Source organism: Pasteurella sp. XG20, assembly GCF_018968665.1.
Lineage (GTDB): Bacteria > Pseudomonadota > Gammaproteobacteria > Enterobacterales > Pasteurellaceae > Pasteurella > Pasteurella multocida.
In genome coordinates, this window is record NZ_CP076656.1 from 1,657,792 (window position 1) to 1,672,219 (window position 14,428).

The window sequence follows — 14,428 nt, forward strand, 5'->3', positions numbered from 1 at the left end:
TTATGACGATAGAAGGAAAATAACATGAATTATCCAATTAATGGACAATGTCAATATGGGAAAGTGCACTACACTCTACACAAAGCGCCTATTGCGATTGCAGCTTGTCATTGTAAACAATGCCCAAAATTATCCACTAGCGCATTTAGTCTGACGGCAATGATTGATAAAGATGCGTTGGAGTTAATGGGTGAACTAAAAGCCTTTCGTCGTCAGGCAGACAGCGGTAACCAAACCATTGTAATGTTCTGCCCCACTTGTGCAAACCATATTTACCATTACAGCCCAAGTTACCCTGATAAATTAATGCTCAAACCTTCCACATTGGACAATACAGAGATCATCACACCCACGATCCATGTTTGGACGAAGGAAAAACAGACGTGGTATCAAATCCCTGATAATGTGATGGTGTTTGAAACACAGCCTTGATGCCATTATGAATAAAATTATCTTGATTCGACATGTAACGCCTGTAGTCAGCGATATCCCTTGTTCTTATCTGGAGGCTAAACAACGTTTAGTGGAATATAACAACACTGAAAAGTTGAATTTTGCTGAAATCAATTTGCTAGGTGTAAACCAAGATAATCTGGATACAGACACTATTTATAGTTCATCATTAATTCGAGCAATAAAAACAGCTGACTACCTGTTTCCTAAGAAAAAGATTATCACTACAGACAAACTTGTTGAGTTTAATTTAGATATTTTTCCAATCCCTATTTTAAATTTATCATTTAAAAATTGGTTATTTGTTTCTCGAGTTTTATGGCTGATAGGTATCAATAAAAGTCAAAAAAATTTACGACAAGAAAAGCAAAGAGTAGCAAATTTTATTCACGAAAATGTAAACAAAGATTGTACTATCGTCGCTCATGGTTTTGTATTAAATGAAATACAATCATATTTAATAAAAAATGGGTTCAACATTACAATAGCTAAAAAACAAGGATGTTTTAGTATCACTATACTGGAAAGGAAAACATGATGAACAATCAAATCCAGCTCTACACTAGCGAAGATGGCAAAATTGCCTTACAGGTTTCTTTTGAGCAAGAAACGGTGTGGTTAACTCAAGCACAGATGGCGGACTTATTTGAAGTTAAGCCGCAAAATATCACTATGCACTTACAGCATATTTATGCTGAAGGTGAATTGGATGAAATTTCAACTTGTAAGAATTTCTTACAAGTTCAAAAAGAGGGAAATCGTCAAGTTAAACGGCAAAGAAAACTGTACAACTTAGATGCCATTATTTCTGTGGGCTATCGTATTAGTTCTAAACGAGCAACCCAATTCCGCCAATGGGCAACGCAAACCTTAAAACAATTTTTAGTGCAGGGTTATGCGATAAATGAACGTCGTTTACAAGAAAAAGGGATTGAATTTAGCCAAGCGGTCGCCTTATTAAGCCGCACACTAACGAACCAAGCCTTAGTCAATGACAACGGGCAGGCAGTCATTAGCGTAGTGCAAGACTATGCTCGCACTTGGAGTTTATTACAGGCTTATGATGAACAAAGTTTGGTTGAAAATCGAGTCAAACAGCCCGCCATGAAAGCCTTAGTTTTTGATGAGGTGTTACAAGCCATTGAGCAATTAAAACAAACCTTGATTGAAAAAGGGGAAGCCACCGCATTGTTTGGGCAACAGCGTTCTGATGGTTTAGCTTCTGCGATTGCGACTATTGAGCAGGGATTTGGTGAGGAATGGTTTTATCCAAATATTGCCAGTCGCGCCGCGCACTTACTGTATTTTGTGATTAAAAACCATCCATTTGCAGATGGTAACAAACGGACTGGGTCTTTTTTATTTTTATGGTACTTACGCCTCAATCAAGGCTTGTTAGCAAAACCTGTCGAGCAACTAATTAATGATAATACATTAGTCGCCTTAGCTCTGTTAGTGGCAGAAAGTCTGCCAGAGCAAAAAGCGCTGATGATTAAACTTATCGAACACTTTATTTTATTAAAAACACACAATTAAGCAGGAACACAACATGTCAATTTCACCACTTTCACGCAAAAATATTCAGACCTTAACGCCGTATCAATCTGCACGTCGTTTAGGCGGTAAAGGCGATATTTGGTTAAATGCGAACGAATACCCGACTTCGCCTGATTTTAATTTAACCAATCACACCTTTAACCGTTATCCCGAGCCACAACCACAAGCCGTGATTGAAGGCTATGCCAATTATGCGGGGGTAACGCCTGAAAATGTCTTGGTCAGCCGTGGTGGCGATGAAAGTATTGAGCTGATTATCCGTGCCTTTTGTGAAGCGGAAGACAGCGTACTTTATTGCCCACCAACCTATGGGATGTATTCGGTCAGTGCCGAAACTTGTGGGATTGCCCTCAAAACGGTGCCGTTAACCGCAGATTTCCAACTGAATTTACCTGAAATTGAACGTCAGATTTCTGGTGTCAAAGTGGTGTTTGTGTGTAGCCCGAATAACCCAACAGGGACGTTAGTCAATCGCACGGACTTGCTCGCGTTATTAAAAATGACCAGAGACAAAGCCATTGTCGTGGTGGATGAAGCCTACATTGAGTTTTGTCCACAAGCAACGATGGTTACAGAACTAAAAAACTACCCGCACTTAGCCATTATCCGCACACTCTCCAAAGCCTTTGCCTTAGCGGGGCTACGTTGTGGTTTTACCTTGGCGAATAAAGACTTAATCGAGGTGCTACAAAAAGTGATTGCGCCTTATCCTTTGCCAGTGCCTGTGGCGGATCTTGCTGCGCAAGCCTTACAACCTGCGGGTTTACAAGCAATGCAACAACGGGTACAAGAAATTCTGCAAAATCGCACCGCACTTGAGGCAGATTTACGCAGCTTGCCTTGTGTAGAAAACGTCTTTCAAAGCGACGGCAACTATCTTTTAGTGAAATTCAAAGACGGACAAAAAATCTTCAAAACCCTTTGGGATCAAGGCATCATCTTGCGTAATCAACACAGCGCATTGATGTTAGAAAACTGTATTCGTATTACCATTGGCACGGCAGAGGAAAATCGTCGTGTCATTGAAGCGATCCGCAAAATTGCCTAAGATACTAACAAAAAACCAACAGATTAAAATGAAAAAACAGGATAACTCTATGACACAACAATCTATTCTTTTTATCGACCGTGACGGTACCTTAATTGATGAACCAAAAACCGATTTTCAAATCGACAGTTTAGAAAAATTACAATTTGAGCCGAATGTCATTCCAGCATTATTAAAACTCAAACCCTTTTACCGTTTTGTGATGGTCAGCAACCAAGACGGGCTAGGTACGGCATCTTTCCCACAGGAAAATTTTGATAAACCGCACAATGCGATGATGGCGTTGTTTAAATCGCAAGGGATTGAATTTGATGAGGTGCTAATTTGCCCACACAAACCTGAAGACGAGTGCGATTGCCGTAAGCCGAAAATTAAATTATTGAAAAAATACATTGATAAAAAATTGTTCGACCCTACCACCAGCTTTGTGATTGGCGATCGTGCTACCGATGTGCAACTGGCAGAAAATCTCGGTATTCGCGCCTTGCAATATGATCGTGAGAAGCTCAATTGGGATCTGATTGTGGAAAAATTGTTGCCAAAACAGACCGCACTTATTGATCATAAACCACGCTATGCCGAAGTGGTACGCACAACCAAAGAAACCGATATTAAAGTGCAAGTTTGGTTAGATGAAACTGGCGTAAACGAGATTAAAACTGGTGTCGGCTTTTTCGACCATATGCTCGACCAAATCGCTACCCACGGTGGTTTCCGCATGAACGTGCAATGCAAAGGCGATCTTTGGATTGACGAACATCACACCGTGGAAGACACTGCCCTCGCCCTCGGCACCGCACTCAAACAAGCTCTCGGCGACAAACGTGGCATCGCCCGCTTCGGCTTTGTGCTGCCGATGGACGAATGCAAAGCGGAGTGTACGATGGACTTATCGGGTCGCCCGTATTTTAAATTCAACGCCAAATTCAAACGTGACAAAGTGGGCGATTTCAGCACCGAAATGACCGAGCATTTCTTCCAATCCCTCGCCTACACCCTAATGGCAACCTTGCACTTAAAAACCAAAGGCGACAACGACCACCACAAAATCGAAAGCCTATTTAAAGTGTTCGGACGCACGTTAAGGCAGTGTATTAAGGTGGAAGGGACGGAATTACCGAGTTCGAAGGGGGTTTTGTGATTTGATAGAAATGGTAAACCGTCATGTACAATATTATACCACAATGCGATTTATCTTATCACTAAGTAAAAAGTGTGCTCTAACCTTATAAAACTTTGAAAATCTACCAATTTTTATTTTAGAAAGGAATACACAAAATGAAAATTTGTATTATTTGTAGAAAAGAATTTACAACAACAAGGCCTGCAACTAAGGAACATATTATTCCCGAATCTATTGGAGGTAATTATATTATTGAGACAGTTTGTAAAGATTGTAATAGTAAAATGGGAACTAAAATTGATGCTCCATTTGTAAAAAATTTAATTAGTCGTTTACATATTGAAGAAAACCAAATTAAAGGAAAAAAAGGGATTGTTGATTTCCCTTTAAAAGGAAATTATCAGAGTAAATCAGGCAAGAAATATCAAGTTAATAATTTCGATTCTAATCCAATATTATTGGATGATAGACCCATATTAAATATAGAACAATTAGATAAAAATACTACTTTAGTATCAATTTCATTTGAAAAATATGGCTCCTTTTCTCAAGAAGAACTAATAAATTTACTTCAAAAGCACAAATCATTTCTAGAAAATGAGTATAAAAAAAATGGGCTAGAATTTAACTTAGAACAACTAATTAATTCTGATTTTACTCGCCAAATACAAGAGCATTCTCCATTAAGAAGAAGTGAATTGATTGACTTTAATCCATTCTTCTTAGAAGCACTAAAAATTGCGTATGAATTTTTTGTAACAGCCTGCCCAGAATTTTTAGATCACCCAGATATCAAAAATATAGCCAAAACATTAGAAAATACAGATCTTGAAACAGCAAAGAAATATGTAGCACTACACATAGCTAATGAACAAATAGAATACATGCGTTTAGTCAAATGCCTAAAAGATAAATTTGGTAGTATTTTTATAGTTCAGCCATTAAAAATACCAAATGGTGGAAGTGGATGCTTTATTTCTTTATATGAAAAATTTATATGTTTAGTACAACTTTCGGAGGATGATTTGTTTGGGAATATTATCCATGTACCATATATTTATATAGTAAATCAAAAAAAAGCGTTACATGAACTACCACAAGATGAATCAATAAAGTTTTAAGAGTGTTTAGAATTATGCAAAAAATGACTAAACTTACTATCATCAACACCCGCTGCGCCAACCTTTCTTCGGTTAAATTTGCCTTTGACCGTTTAGGTTATCATGCAGAAATTACCGATAATATCGAAAAAATTAAATCAGCAGATAAATTGATTTTGCCTGGTGTAGGCACGGCAAAAGCTGCGATGCAAAATCTGGCGGATTTAGGCTTAATTGAGGTTATCCAAAACCTCTCTCAACCTGTTTTGGGGATTTGTTTAGGGATGCAATTAATGACCGACTATTCCGAAGAAGGCAATTTGGACTTATTAAAATTGATGTCAGGCAAAACCAAAAAATTGCCAGATTGTCAGTTGCCGTTACCGCATATGGGCTGGAATAAGGTGCATTATGCCGCCGATCACCCGCTCTTTGCAGAGATTGCTCAAGACAGCTATTTCTATTTTGTGCACAGCTACGGCGTGTTGCCCAATCCACACACTGTCGCCACCTGCGACTATGGCGTGCCATTTTCTGCAGTAATCCAACATAACAATTTTTATGGTGCACAATTCCACCCTGAGCGTTCTGGCAAGGCAGGCGCGTTATTTTTGCGTAATTTTGTGGAATACATTAAATAAAGTGCGGTCGATTTTTTAAAAATTTTGCAAACACAGGACAACACAATGAAAACATCACAAATTATCCCCGCTCTTGATCTGATTGATGGTCAAGTGGTGCGCCTTTATCAAGGTGATTATGGACAGAAAACCCTTTATTCCGATAACCCGATAGCCCAATTCCAAGATTATGTGACACAAGGGGCAAAGTACTTACATTTGGTGGATCTAACTGGTGCGAAAGAGCCCAATAAACGCCAAACGCAGCTCATTGGTGAAATCATCAACGCAGTGAATTGCCCGATTCAAGTGGGTGGTGGTATTCGCACCGAGCAAGATGTGGCAGATTTACTGGCGGTGGGCGCAAATCGTGTAGTGATTGGATCAACTGCAGTCAAGCAACCCGAAATGGTCAAACAATGGTTTAAAAAATACGGGGCAGAAAAATTTGTCTTAGCGTTAGATGTCAACATTAACGCACAAGGCGAAAAACAGATCGCAGTGAGCGGTTGGCAAGAAAACAGCGGCGTGTCTTTAGAAGCCTTAATTGCCGATTTCCGTGAAGTCGGTTTGCAACACGTGTTATGCACCGATATTTCCAAAGATGGTACTTTGCAAGGATCTAATGTAGCGCTATATCAAGAAATCTGTGCCCAATTCCCGACGATTCAATTCCAATCATCAGGCGGGATCGGTTCCCTTGCGGATATTGACGCCTTAAAAGGCACGGGGGTCGCTGGTGTGATTGTGGGACGTGCTTTATTGGAAGGCAAGTTTAACGTGCAGGAGGCGATCGCATGTTGGCAAAACGCATAATTCCTTGCTTAGACGTACGTGATGGGCAGGTGGTCAAAGGTGTACAATTTCGCAATCACGAGATTATTGGCGATATCGTGCCGCTGGCGCAACGCTATGCGGAAGAAGGCGCAGATGAATTAGTGTTCTATGATATTACCGCCTCCTCTGACGGCAGAACTATTGATAAAAGCTGGGTGGAACGTGTGGCACAAGTGATTGATATTCCATTCTGTGTCGCCGGTGGGATTAAAAGCGTGGAAGATGCCGAAAAACTATTCGCCTTTGGCGCAGATAAAATTTCCATAAATTCACCCGCACTTGCCGATCCCGATTTAATTAATCGCTTAGCGGATCGTTTTGGTGTGCAAGCCATTGTGGTGGGGATCGATAGCTGGTTTGAAAAAGAAACCGGCAAATATTGGGTTAATCAATATACTGGCGATGAAAGTCGCACACGCCAAACCCATTGGCAATTACTCGACTGGGTCAAGGAAGTACAACAACGTGGCGCGGGCGAAATTGTGTTAAATATGATGAACCAAGACGGTGTTCGTCAAGGTTATGACATCGCCCAATTAAAACTCGTGCGTAACCTCTGTCATATTCCCCTGATTGCCTCAGGTGGTGCAGGTGAAATGGCGCATTTCCGTGATGCCTTTATTGAAGCCAATGTGGATGGTGCGCTCGCTGCCAGCGTGTTCCATAAACGGATTATTGATATTGGCGAGTTGAAGGATTATTTGAGAAAGGAAATGATTAATATTCGAGTATAAATAATGGAAATGAAGAATAAAAAAATAAGATTTAAGAAAATTAGAGGAATTAATAGAAGGTTAAATGCAATAAAAAAGTGGAAGAATGAGAACATTTACTTTGATCAAGAAACACTTTTTAATCAAGATTGTCTGTATGTAAAATTCTGGGTTGACCCTTGGTCTAGATTAGCTTTAAAAAATATCCAATATTGTATTCCAGCAGGAAAAATCAGAGAAATATTCATTCAATCCTTAATTGAAATCTATGATGAGTGGAAGATTGAACTAGAAAAATTACAAATTAAATATTATCTGAAAATATGGATAGATACGACAAGTCTAAAAAACAGCCAAGTAGTCTGTGCAATTAACGATAAAATTGATTGGTATCAAAATCTATTTTTTAAAGGGAATAATACTTCCTTTCCTATAGATAAATTTCCAGGAGAAATAAAAAAAACACTAAAATCATTTAACTGGGCTCATTATTCGTATGAAGAATTAATCGATGAAGATTATATAGGTAATGAAAAAGATTACTCTAATAAAAAAGACTATCTTTCAAACAAGAAATGGTATGAACAATTTTTAGCATCAAAACACCGGATAATTCATACAGACAACCAATCTCTACATTTTTTGAAAATAAGTGATATTTGGGTAGGTGAAAAATAAAATATGGAACAAAAAATCATGTGGCAAGGCATTTTCAGCCAACTTAGTGCACTTTACCCTCTGATTGGATTAGCCATCTTCGTTTTTACCTTTAAAGTCATAATGATCATATTGACCAAAAAGCGGAAAAACAAAAAGAAATATGCTTATTCCGATCTTAGACAACCAAGTAAGCTGGAAATATTGTCAAAAGCTGAATTTAAAAAGTCCAGTTTAATGAATAAAAGTGAATACGCCCTTTTTACTCAGTTAAAAACACTATTGGATACACAACAAAACGGGAAATATTTTCAATTATTTAGTCAAGTCGCCATGGGTGAATTTATCCAATCAGATGATTACCATGCTTTTCACCTGATCAACAACAAAAGAGTAGATTTCTTAATCATTGATAAAGATTGTCAACCAATTGTCGCGATTGAATACCAAGGCAACGGACATTACCAAAATAACGCAGTTGAACGTGATGCAATAAAAAAGGAATCCTGTCGTAAGGCGAATATTGATTATATTGAATTTACCCCCGACTACGATGAGCTTGATTTTCAACGCGTTTTAAAAATAGTAAATGCATACGCACATCGTTTTATAAAAAATGAGGAAATTTATGTTAAACCCAACTCAAATCAACTGGCAAAAAGTCGATAATTTATTGCCCGTCATTATCCAAAACGTGGCGACTTGTGAAGTGTTAATGCTTGGTTATATGAATCAAGAGGCATTAGAAAAAACGCTGGCGGAAAAACGGGTGACCTTTTTTTCACGTACCAAAAACCGTTTATGGACAAAAGGTGAAACTTCTGGACATTTTTTAAACGTAGTGGATATGAGTTTAGATTGTGATAATGATACCCTACTGATTCTAGTCAATCCGATTGGTGAAACCTGTCATACTGGGGCGGAAAGCTGTTTTTATCAGTTTGAAAAAACAACACCGCCGGATTGGATTTTTTTGAGCAAATTAGAACGTTTAATTGCCAGTCGTAAAGGTGCCGATCCTGCAAGTTCTTATACCGCACAACTGTATGCTAAAGGTACTAAACGCATTGCACAAAAAGTCGGTGAAGAAGGGGTGGAAACCGCTCTTGCCGCAACTGTGAAAGACAAAGCAGAAACCATTTGTGAGGCTGCGGATCTCGTTTATCATTTAACGGTCTTGTTGCAAGATGCCGATTTAAGCTGGTCAGATGTGATTCATAAATTAAAAGAACGTCACACAAAATAACAAAAAGCACCGCACTTTTTCTTCGCCTACCGAAAGTGCGGTTTATTTTTTATGAGGTTGTTTCCCGCACCTGATTTCACTCTAGGAGATTATTGGCTTTTATGCTATTTTAACGCCAACATTTCTTCACTATATGTAGGTCAATATTATGGAAAAAATCATTATTGATGAAAACCAATTTCTCCGCACCATTTCCCGTATTTCACACGAGATTATCGAAAAACACCAACGTTTAGACAATATTGTCATTGTAGGCATTAAACGACGTGGTGCGGAAATTGCGGAGTTAATTAAGAAAAAAATTGCTGACCTCGCAAACGTTGAGTTACCCTCAATTGATCTGGATATCACCTTTTACCGTGATGATTTAGAATATGCTGAACCTGACTCCAAATCGCCTACCTATAGCGGTGCCTCCAGTTTTATTAGTATCCACAATAAAGAAGTGATTTTAGTCGATGACGTACTTTATACCGGCAGAACCATTCGTGCAGCACTCGATGCATTAGTGGATTTCGGTCGTGCCGCAAAAATTGAGCTTGTTATTTTTGTGGACAGAGGGCACCGTGAACTGCCAATTCGCGCGGATTATGTCGGTAAAAACGTTCCAACCAGTCGCAGTGAAGAAGTGCAAGTGCGCACCCTGAAGTTCGACAATTGTTATGAAGTTGCACTACTTTCGCCGACAAAATAAAGTTTGTGAACCTTTTGTAAAATTGATACTCTAACAAATGTAATTTTTAACCAACATAATGGAATAGATGATGAAAATGATTAATGTAAAATCTATTTTCTGGGCAATACTAGGGCTTTTTATCTATGTTTCTACTGCGCAGGCCGCAGAACGCGTTGTTGCCACCGTTAATGGTGTGCCGGTGTTAGAAAGCCAAGTCAAAAAAAATATGGGGAAAAAAGGTCAATATCAAGTTGCTTTGGATAAAGTGATTGATGATATTTTAGTGCAACAAGCCATTCAAAATTCAGGCATTAAAGTCAATTATGCACAAGTCGATCAAATCATTGAAGGCATTGCTGCACAAAATGGCTTGACTTATGGACAATTATTGGATGCCTTAGATTATCAAGGCATTAGCTACAATGCTTATCGTCAACAAATTGCTAATCAAATCTTAATGGGAGAAATCCGTAACCAAGCGATTGGACAAAGTATTGATGTGACTCGAGAGCAAGTTGAAGCCTTGAGTAAACAACTGCTAAATCAAGCAAAACAAGCAGGAACAGAAAAGAAAATTTCTGCCCCACAATATGAAGTAAGACATATTCTGTTAAAATTAAACCCGTTATTAAATGATGCACAAGCAAAAGCACAATTAACCCAAATTCGTGCCGATATTATTGCGGGTAAAATGAGCTTTGCCGATGCGGCGTTACACTATTCGAAAGATTACCTTTCTGGTGCCAATGGCGGTAGCCTAGGCTTTGCCTTCCCTGAGGCCTATGTGGGCGCATTCCAAAAAGCGATTCTGACGACGAAAAAAGGTGTGATTTCTGCCCCATTTAAAACCGAATTTGGTTGGCATATTTTAGAAGTGACCAACACTCGTGAAGGGGATAAAACGATTGATGTCTATCGCCAAAAAGCCTATGAACAGTTAGTAAATCAACAAGTTAAAGATGTGGAAAAAGATTGGGTCAAGGCATTACGTAAAAACGCAGAAATTCGTTATCTAAAATAGCAAATCAATAAAACTTAAAATCCCAGCCCAAATGCTGGGATTTTGCTTTATAATAGACCGCACTTTTGATATCGCATCGTGCGAACCATTAATCGAGAAAATATGAATTCAAAAAAACATTTAGGTCATACCGCCCGTAAACGTTTCGGGCAAAACTTTTTACATGATAATAATGTCATTCATGGCATTGTTTCCGCGATTTATCCCCAAAAAGATCAATTTTTAGTGGAGATCGGTCCCGGTTTAGGGGCATTAACTGAGCCAGTGGGCGAATTGGTCGATCATTTAACCGTAGTGGAATTAGACCGTGATTTAGCTGAGCGTTTACGCCATCACCCGTTCTTGCACCATAAAATCACCGTGATTGAAACGGATGCGATGCAGTTTGATTTTGGTCAGCTTTATCGTGATGCGAATTTAGCAGAAAAAAAGCAAAAAATGCGGGTGTTTGGTAACTTACCGTACAACATTTCGACCCCATTAATGTTCCACTTATTTAAATATCACGATTGCATTCAGGACATGCACTTTATGTTGCAAAAAGAAGTGGTAAAACGTTTATGTGCTGGTCCAAACAGCAAAGCTTATGGGCGCTTAACCATTATGGCGCAATATTTCTGCCAAGTGATGCCGGTACTTGAAGTACCGCCGACGGCATTTAAACCCGCGCCGAAAGTGGATTCTGCTGTTGTACGCTTAGTACCACACAAAGTATTACCGCATCCCGTAAAAGACTTATATTGGTTAAACCGAGTATGTAGCCAAGCTTTTAATCAACGCCGTAAAACTTTACGCAATGCGTTATCAACTTTATTTAGTGCGGATCAATTAACGGAATTGGGTATCGATCTCACCGCACGCGCGGAAAACTTATCGATCGCCGATTATGCACGCTTAGCTAACTGGTTAACAGACAATCCACCAGCCGATGTTAACAAAGACGAAATGATTGAACATCTAGACGATTAATGGCATAAGTGCGGTGTAAAAATGGCAACATATTTAGTAGGCGATTTACAAGGTTGTTACGATGAATTGCAACGTTTACTGGAAAAAGTGCAGTTCGATTCAACGCAAGATCAACTTTATTTAGTTGGGGATTTAGTGGCACGCGGGGATAAATCTCTCGAATGCTTGCGCTTTGTCAAATCTCTGGGTAAATCTGCCAAAACGGTGTTAGGCAACCATGATTTACACTTGATTTCCACTGCACTGGGTATTAAAAAAGTGAAAGTGAGAGATCGAGTGGATGCCATTTTTCATGCTCCCGATTTTGAAGAATTAATTGATTGGCTACGTCATCAACCTTTACTTGTACACAATGAGCAACAGAACTTTTTAATGACCCATGCCGGCATTTCGCCGGATTGGGATCTTGCCACGGCGAAACAATGTGCGCATGAAGTGGAAAACGTGCTACGTCATGGTGATTACCACAATTTAATTGAAAATATGTATGAAAATCGCCCTGATCGTTGGCATGATGATTTACAAGGTTTAGATCGTTTACGGTACAGCATTAATGTCTTTACCCGTATGCGTTTTTGCTATTGGGATCACCGCTTAGATTTCGACTGTAAGTTGCCACCAGAATCCGCCCCAGAAGAGCTCACGCCTTGGTTTAATTTAGCCAACCCACTTTATCAAACAATCCCTATTGTGTTTGGACATTGGGCAAGTCTAGTCAATACGACAACACCGAATAATATCTATGCGTTGGATACAGGTTGTGTCTGGGGTAATCACATGACTATGCTACGTTGGGAAGACAAACAATACTTTAGCCAATGTGCGGTAAAAAATTATCGCGATTTTTAATTAATCTGTTTATTTCCTATTCGTTTTCAGGTAACCTGTGCCACGTTTATTCATTGTTAAAACTGAATAAGCAAGATGCATATAACATGTTATGTTTATCTATCTACACAGGACAATTCCATGAAAAAACAACTTACCGCACTCATTGCGGGCTACTCTACCGTTGCCTTCGCAACAACAATCCCAAATACCTTGACTGAAACCCATACTTACGAACTGACTAAATCCTTTGATTTGGTTGTGCCGAAAGGCTCGCACGGTGAAACCAATTTATGGGTACCTTTACCTTTTAATGCGGATTACCAAACCGTCAAATCCATCCAATTTGAAGGCAACTACAACACCGCCTATATCACGGAAAATAACCGTTATGGTGCAAAAACCTTGTTTGCCAATTGGGATGAAAATGCCAACAAACGTGCTTTAACCATCAAATTAGTGCTGGAAACCCAAGATCGTGAACCGATGCAACAAGGGGTATTACAAGGCTATCAACCACCTGAAAAAATTCACTATTCCGTTGATGTATTGGAATACTTAAAACCTACTGCCCATATCAAAACAGACGGTATCGTAAAAGACTATGCCGATAAAATCGTAGGTCAAGAAAGTAATCCACTGAAAAAAGCAGAACGTATCCACCAATGGATCGTCAACAATATGGAACGGGACAATTCTGTTCTAGGTTGTGGTGACGGGGATGTGGAAAAAATCTTAACAACCGGCGTGTTAAAAGGAAAATGTACCGACATTAACTCCGTCTTTGTCGCCTTGGCACGTGCATCAGGTATTCCTGCCCGTGAGATTTTTGGTGTACGCTTAGGACAAGCGGTGAAAATGGGCAAATATTCTAAAGGGGCTTTTGGTAGTGCTGATGAAAACAAACTGGCGAATGTCAGTGGCGGACAACATTGCCGTGCAGAATTTTATTTAGCCGGCTTTGGTTGGGTACCTGTGGATTCTGCTGATGTGACCAAGATGCGTTTAGCCGAAAACAAAGCCGTTAATGCTCCCGATACGCAAGCGGTATCAAATTACTTATTTGGTAACTGGGAAATGAATTGGATTGGTTATAATCACGCACGTGATTTTGATCTGTATCCAATGCCAGAAATCGCGCCTCTGAATAACTTTGGTTATCCGTATGCAGAAGTGGGCGGTGATCCATTAAACTCTTTTGATCCAAAAGCATTCGGCTATGAATTCAAAGCACAACAACGCCAGTAAAAGCTTGATTGCCAGTGGCGTCACGGCAGTGATTGCTGCCGTGACCTCGACACTCTGCTGCATTGCACCATTGATGTATCTGGTGTTTGGTGTGTCATCTTCTTGGTTAGTGAGCCTCAATGAGCTGGAATATTTACGCTTACCGATGTTAATCATCGCCTTGATCTCGTTTGGCTATGGTTTCTGGTTGCTCACCTTTTCCAAGAAAATGCTCTGCACTAAATACTTCTCACGTAAAGGCTTGATTGGGTTATACAGCGTTATGTTTGTACTCATGCTGTTTTTCTTATTTTATCCCACGTTGTTGCCTTACTTTTTAGCATAAGGAACTG

The 14,428-nt window shown here is 39.4% G+C and carries 18 protein-coding genes; all 18 read left to right on the top strand.

Annotated elements, in window-relative coordinates:
* The first annotated feature begins 24 nt into the window (after positions 1 to 24).
* The 18 genes from KPF51_RS07660 (at position 25) to KPF51_RS07745 (ending at position 14,421) form a co-directional block, all read left to right on the top strand.
* The gene (locus KPF51_RS07660; RefSeq protein WP_005725768.1) at positions 25 to 432 is read left to right on the top strand and encodes a GFA family protein; all 408 of its coding nucleotides are present in this window, start codon (positions 25 to 27) and stop codon (positions 430 to 432) included.
* 7 nt (positions 433 to 439) lie between these two features.
* Entirely contained in the window at positions 440 to 991 is a 552-nt protein-coding gene (locus KPF51_RS07665) for a histidine phosphatase family protein (protein ID WP_061406416.1), read from the top strand.
* Complete coding sequence (gene rhuM / locus KPF51_RS07670; protein WP_005725622.1) at positions 991 to 1,989, top strand: virulence protein RhuM/Fic/DOC family protein; 999 nt, start codon at positions 991 to 993, stop codon at positions 1,987 to 1,989. The genes KPF51_RS07665 and rhuM overlap by 1 nt, the downstream gene beginning before the upstream one ends.
* Before the next feature lie 13 nt (positions 1,990 to 2,002).
* Positions 2,003 to 3,058, top strand: coding sequence for a histidinol-phosphate transaminase (gene hisC / locus KPF51_RS07675; RefSeq protein ID WP_061406415.1), 1,056 nt, complete (start codon positions 2,003 to 2,005; stop codon positions 3,056 to 3,058).
* A gap of 49 nt (positions 3,059 to 3,107) precedes the next feature.
* Complete coding sequence (gene hisB / locus KPF51_RS07680; protein WP_061406414.1) at positions 3,108 to 4,199, top strand: bifunctional histidinol-phosphatase/imidazoleglycerol-phosphate dehydratase HisB; 1,092 nt, start codon at positions 3,108 to 3,110, stop codon at positions 4,197 to 4,199.
* A gap of 137 nt (positions 4,200 to 4,336) precedes the next feature.
* Positions 4,337 to 5,302: an HNH endonuclease gene (locus tag KPF51_RS07685; RefSeq protein ID WP_061406413.1), complete on the top strand. Its 966-nt coding sequence runs from the start codon at positions 4,337 to 4,339 to the stop codon at positions 5,300 to 5,302.
* Positions 5,303 to 5,325: 23 nt separating this feature from the next.
* Positions 5,326 to 5,922, top strand: coding sequence for an imidazole glycerol phosphate synthase subunit HisH (gene hisH, locus KPF51_RS07690; RefSeq protein ID WP_061406441.1), 597 nt, complete (start codon positions 5,326 to 5,328; stop codon positions 5,920 to 5,922).
* 45 nt (positions 5,923 to 5,967) lie between these two features.
* Positions 5,968 to 6,717 (top strand): 1-(5-phosphoribosyl)-5-[(5-phosphoribosylamino)methylideneamino]imidazole-4-carboxamide isomerase, encoded by a 750-nt coding sequence (gene hisA, locus KPF51_RS07695; RefSeq protein WP_005723659.1) that lies wholly within the window; start codon positions 5,968 to 5,970, stop codon positions 6,715 to 6,717.
* Positions 6,699 to 7,472, top strand: a complete 774-nt coding sequence (gene hisF / locus KPF51_RS07700; RefSeq protein WP_061406412.1) for an imidazole glycerol phosphate synthase subunit HisF — start codon at positions 6,699 to 6,701, stop codon at positions 7,470 to 7,472. Before hisA ends, hisF begins: the two co-directional genes overlap by 19 nt.
* Positions 7,473 to 7,475: 3 nt before the next feature.
* On the top strand, positions 7,476 to 8,129 hold the full coding sequence (locus tag KPF51_RS07705) for a hypothetical protein (RefSeq protein WP_061406411.1): 654 nt from the start codon (positions 7,476 to 7,478) through the stop codon (positions 8,127 to 8,129).
* Positions 8,130 to 8,132: 3 nt separating this feature from the next.
* A complete protein-coding gene (locus KPF51_RS07710; protein ID WP_231102467.1) occupies positions 8,133 to 8,777 on the top strand; it encodes a DUF2726 domain-containing protein in 645 nt (214 codons plus the stop codon).
* The gene (gene hisIE / locus KPF51_RS07715) at positions 8,737 to 9,354 is read left to right on the top strand and encodes a bifunctional phosphoribosyl-AMP cyclohydrolase/phosphoribosyl-ATP diphosphatase HisIE (protein WP_061406410.1); all 618 of its coding nucleotides are present in this window, start codon (positions 8,737 to 8,739) and stop codon (positions 9,352 to 9,354) included. Before KPF51_RS07710 ends, hisIE begins: the two co-directional genes overlap by 41 nt.
* Positions 9,355 to 9,502: 148 nt before the next feature.
* The gene (gene pyrR, locus KPF51_RS07720; protein WP_005717592.1) at positions 9,503 to 10,048 is read left to right on the top strand and encodes a bifunctional pyr operon transcriptional regulator/uracil phosphoribosyltransferase PyrR; all 546 of its coding nucleotides are present in this window, start codon (positions 9,503 to 9,505) and stop codon (positions 10,046 to 10,048) included.
* Positions 10,049 to 10,118: 70 nt separating this feature from the next.
* Positions 10,119 to 11,051 carry a peptidylprolyl isomerase gene (locus KPF51_RS07725; protein ID WP_005717593.1) on the top strand — a complete coding sequence of 311 codons (933 nt, stop codon included), beginning with the start codon at positions 10,119 to 10,121 and terminating at the stop codon, positions 11,049 to 11,051.
* A 102-nt stretch (positions 11,052 to 11,153) separates the two neighbouring features.
* Complete coding sequence (gene rsmA, locus KPF51_RS07730; RefSeq protein WP_005717594.1) at positions 11,154 to 12,020, top strand: 16S rRNA (adenine(1518)-N(6)/adenine(1519)-N(6))-dimethyltransferase RsmA; 867 nt, start codon at positions 11,154 to 11,156, stop codon at positions 12,018 to 12,020.
* Positions 12,021 to 12,041: 21 nt separating this feature from the next.
* The gene (apaH, locus tag KPF51_RS07735) at positions 12,042 to 12,869 is read left to right on the top strand and encodes a bis(5'-nucleosyl)-tetraphosphatase (symmetrical) ApaH (protein ID WP_061406409.1); all 828 of its coding nucleotides are present in this window, start codon (positions 12,042 to 12,044) and stop codon (positions 12,867 to 12,869) included.
* A gap of 120 nt (positions 12,870 to 12,989) precedes the next feature.
* Complete coding sequence (locus tag KPF51_RS07740) at positions 12,990 to 14,096, top strand: transglutaminase-like domain-containing protein (RefSeq protein ID WP_061406408.1); 1,107 nt, start codon at positions 12,990 to 12,992, stop codon at positions 14,094 to 14,096.
* On the top strand, positions 14,068 to 14,421 hold the full coding sequence (locus KPF51_RS07745; protein ID WP_005751896.1) for a mercuric transporter MerT family protein: 354 nt from the start codon (positions 14,068 to 14,070) through the stop codon (positions 14,419 to 14,421). Before KPF51_RS07740 ends, KPF51_RS07745 begins: the two co-directional genes overlap by 29 nt.
* Positions 14,422 to 14,428 lie beyond the last annotated feature (7 nt).

Coding starts and splice junctions, on each gene's coding strand:
- KPF51_RS07660 (WP_005725768.1), top strand. CDS start 25: ATGAATTATCCAATTAATGGACAATGTCAATATGGGAAAGTGCACTAC.
- KPF51_RS07705 (WP_061406411.1), top strand. CDS start 7,476: ATGGAAATGAAGAATAAAAAAATAAGATTTAAGAAAATTAGAGGAATT.
- pyrR (WP_005717592.1), top strand. CDS start 9,503: ATGGAAAAAATCATTATTGATGAAAACCAATTTCTCCGCACCATTTCC.
- KPF51_RS07740 (WP_061406408.1), top strand. CDS start 12,990: ATGAAAAAACAACTTACCGCACTCATTGCGGGCTACTCTACCGTTGCC.
- hisB (WP_061406414.1), top strand. CDS start 3,108: ATGACACAACAATCTATTCTTTTTATCGACCGTGACGGTACCTTAATT.
- hisH (WP_061406441.1), top strand. CDS start 5,326: ATGACTAAACTTACTATCATCAACACCCGCTGCGCCAACCTTTCTTCG.
- hisF (WP_061406412.1), top strand. CDS start 6,699: ATGTTGGCAAAACGCATAATTCCTTGCTTAGACGTACGTGATGGGCAG.
- KPF51_RS07685 (WP_061406413.1), top strand. CDS start 4,337: ATGAAAATTTGTATTATTTGTAGAAAAGAATTTACAACAACAAGGCCT.
- KPF51_RS07725 (WP_005717593.1), top strand. CDS start 10,119: ATGAAAATGATTAATGTAAAATCTATTTTCTGGGCAATACTAGGGCTT.
- rsmA (WP_005717594.1), top strand. CDS start 11,154: ATGAATTCAAAAAAACATTTAGGTCATACCGCCCGTAAACGTTTCGGG.
- KPF51_RS07665 (WP_061406416.1), top strand. CDS start 440: ATGAATAAAATTATCTTGATTCGACATGTAACGCCTGTAGTCAGCGAT.
- apaH (WP_061406409.1), top strand. CDS start 12,042: ATGGCAACATATTTAGTAGGCGATTTACAAGGTTGTTACGATGAATTG.
- KPF51_RS07710 (WP_231102467.1), top strand. CDS start 8,133: ATGGAACAAAAAATCATGTGGCAAGGCATTTTCAGCCAACTTAGTGCA.
- hisIE (WP_061406410.1), top strand. CDS start 8,737: ATGTTAAACCCAACTCAAATCAACTGGCAAAAAGTCGATAATTTATTG.
- hisA (WP_005723659.1), top strand. CDS start 5,968: ATGAAAACATCACAAATTATCCCCGCTCTTGATCTGATTGATGGTCAA.
- hisC (WP_061406415.1), top strand. CDS start 2,003: ATGTCAATTTCACCACTTTCACGCAAAAATATTCAGACCTTAACGCCG.
- KPF51_RS07745 (WP_005751896.1), top strand. CDS start 14,068: ATGAATTCAAAGCACAACAACGCCAGTAAAAGCTTGATTGCCAGTGGC.
- rhuM (WP_005725622.1), top strand. CDS start 991: ATGAACAATCAAATCCAGCTCTACACTAGCGAAGATGGCAAAATTGCC.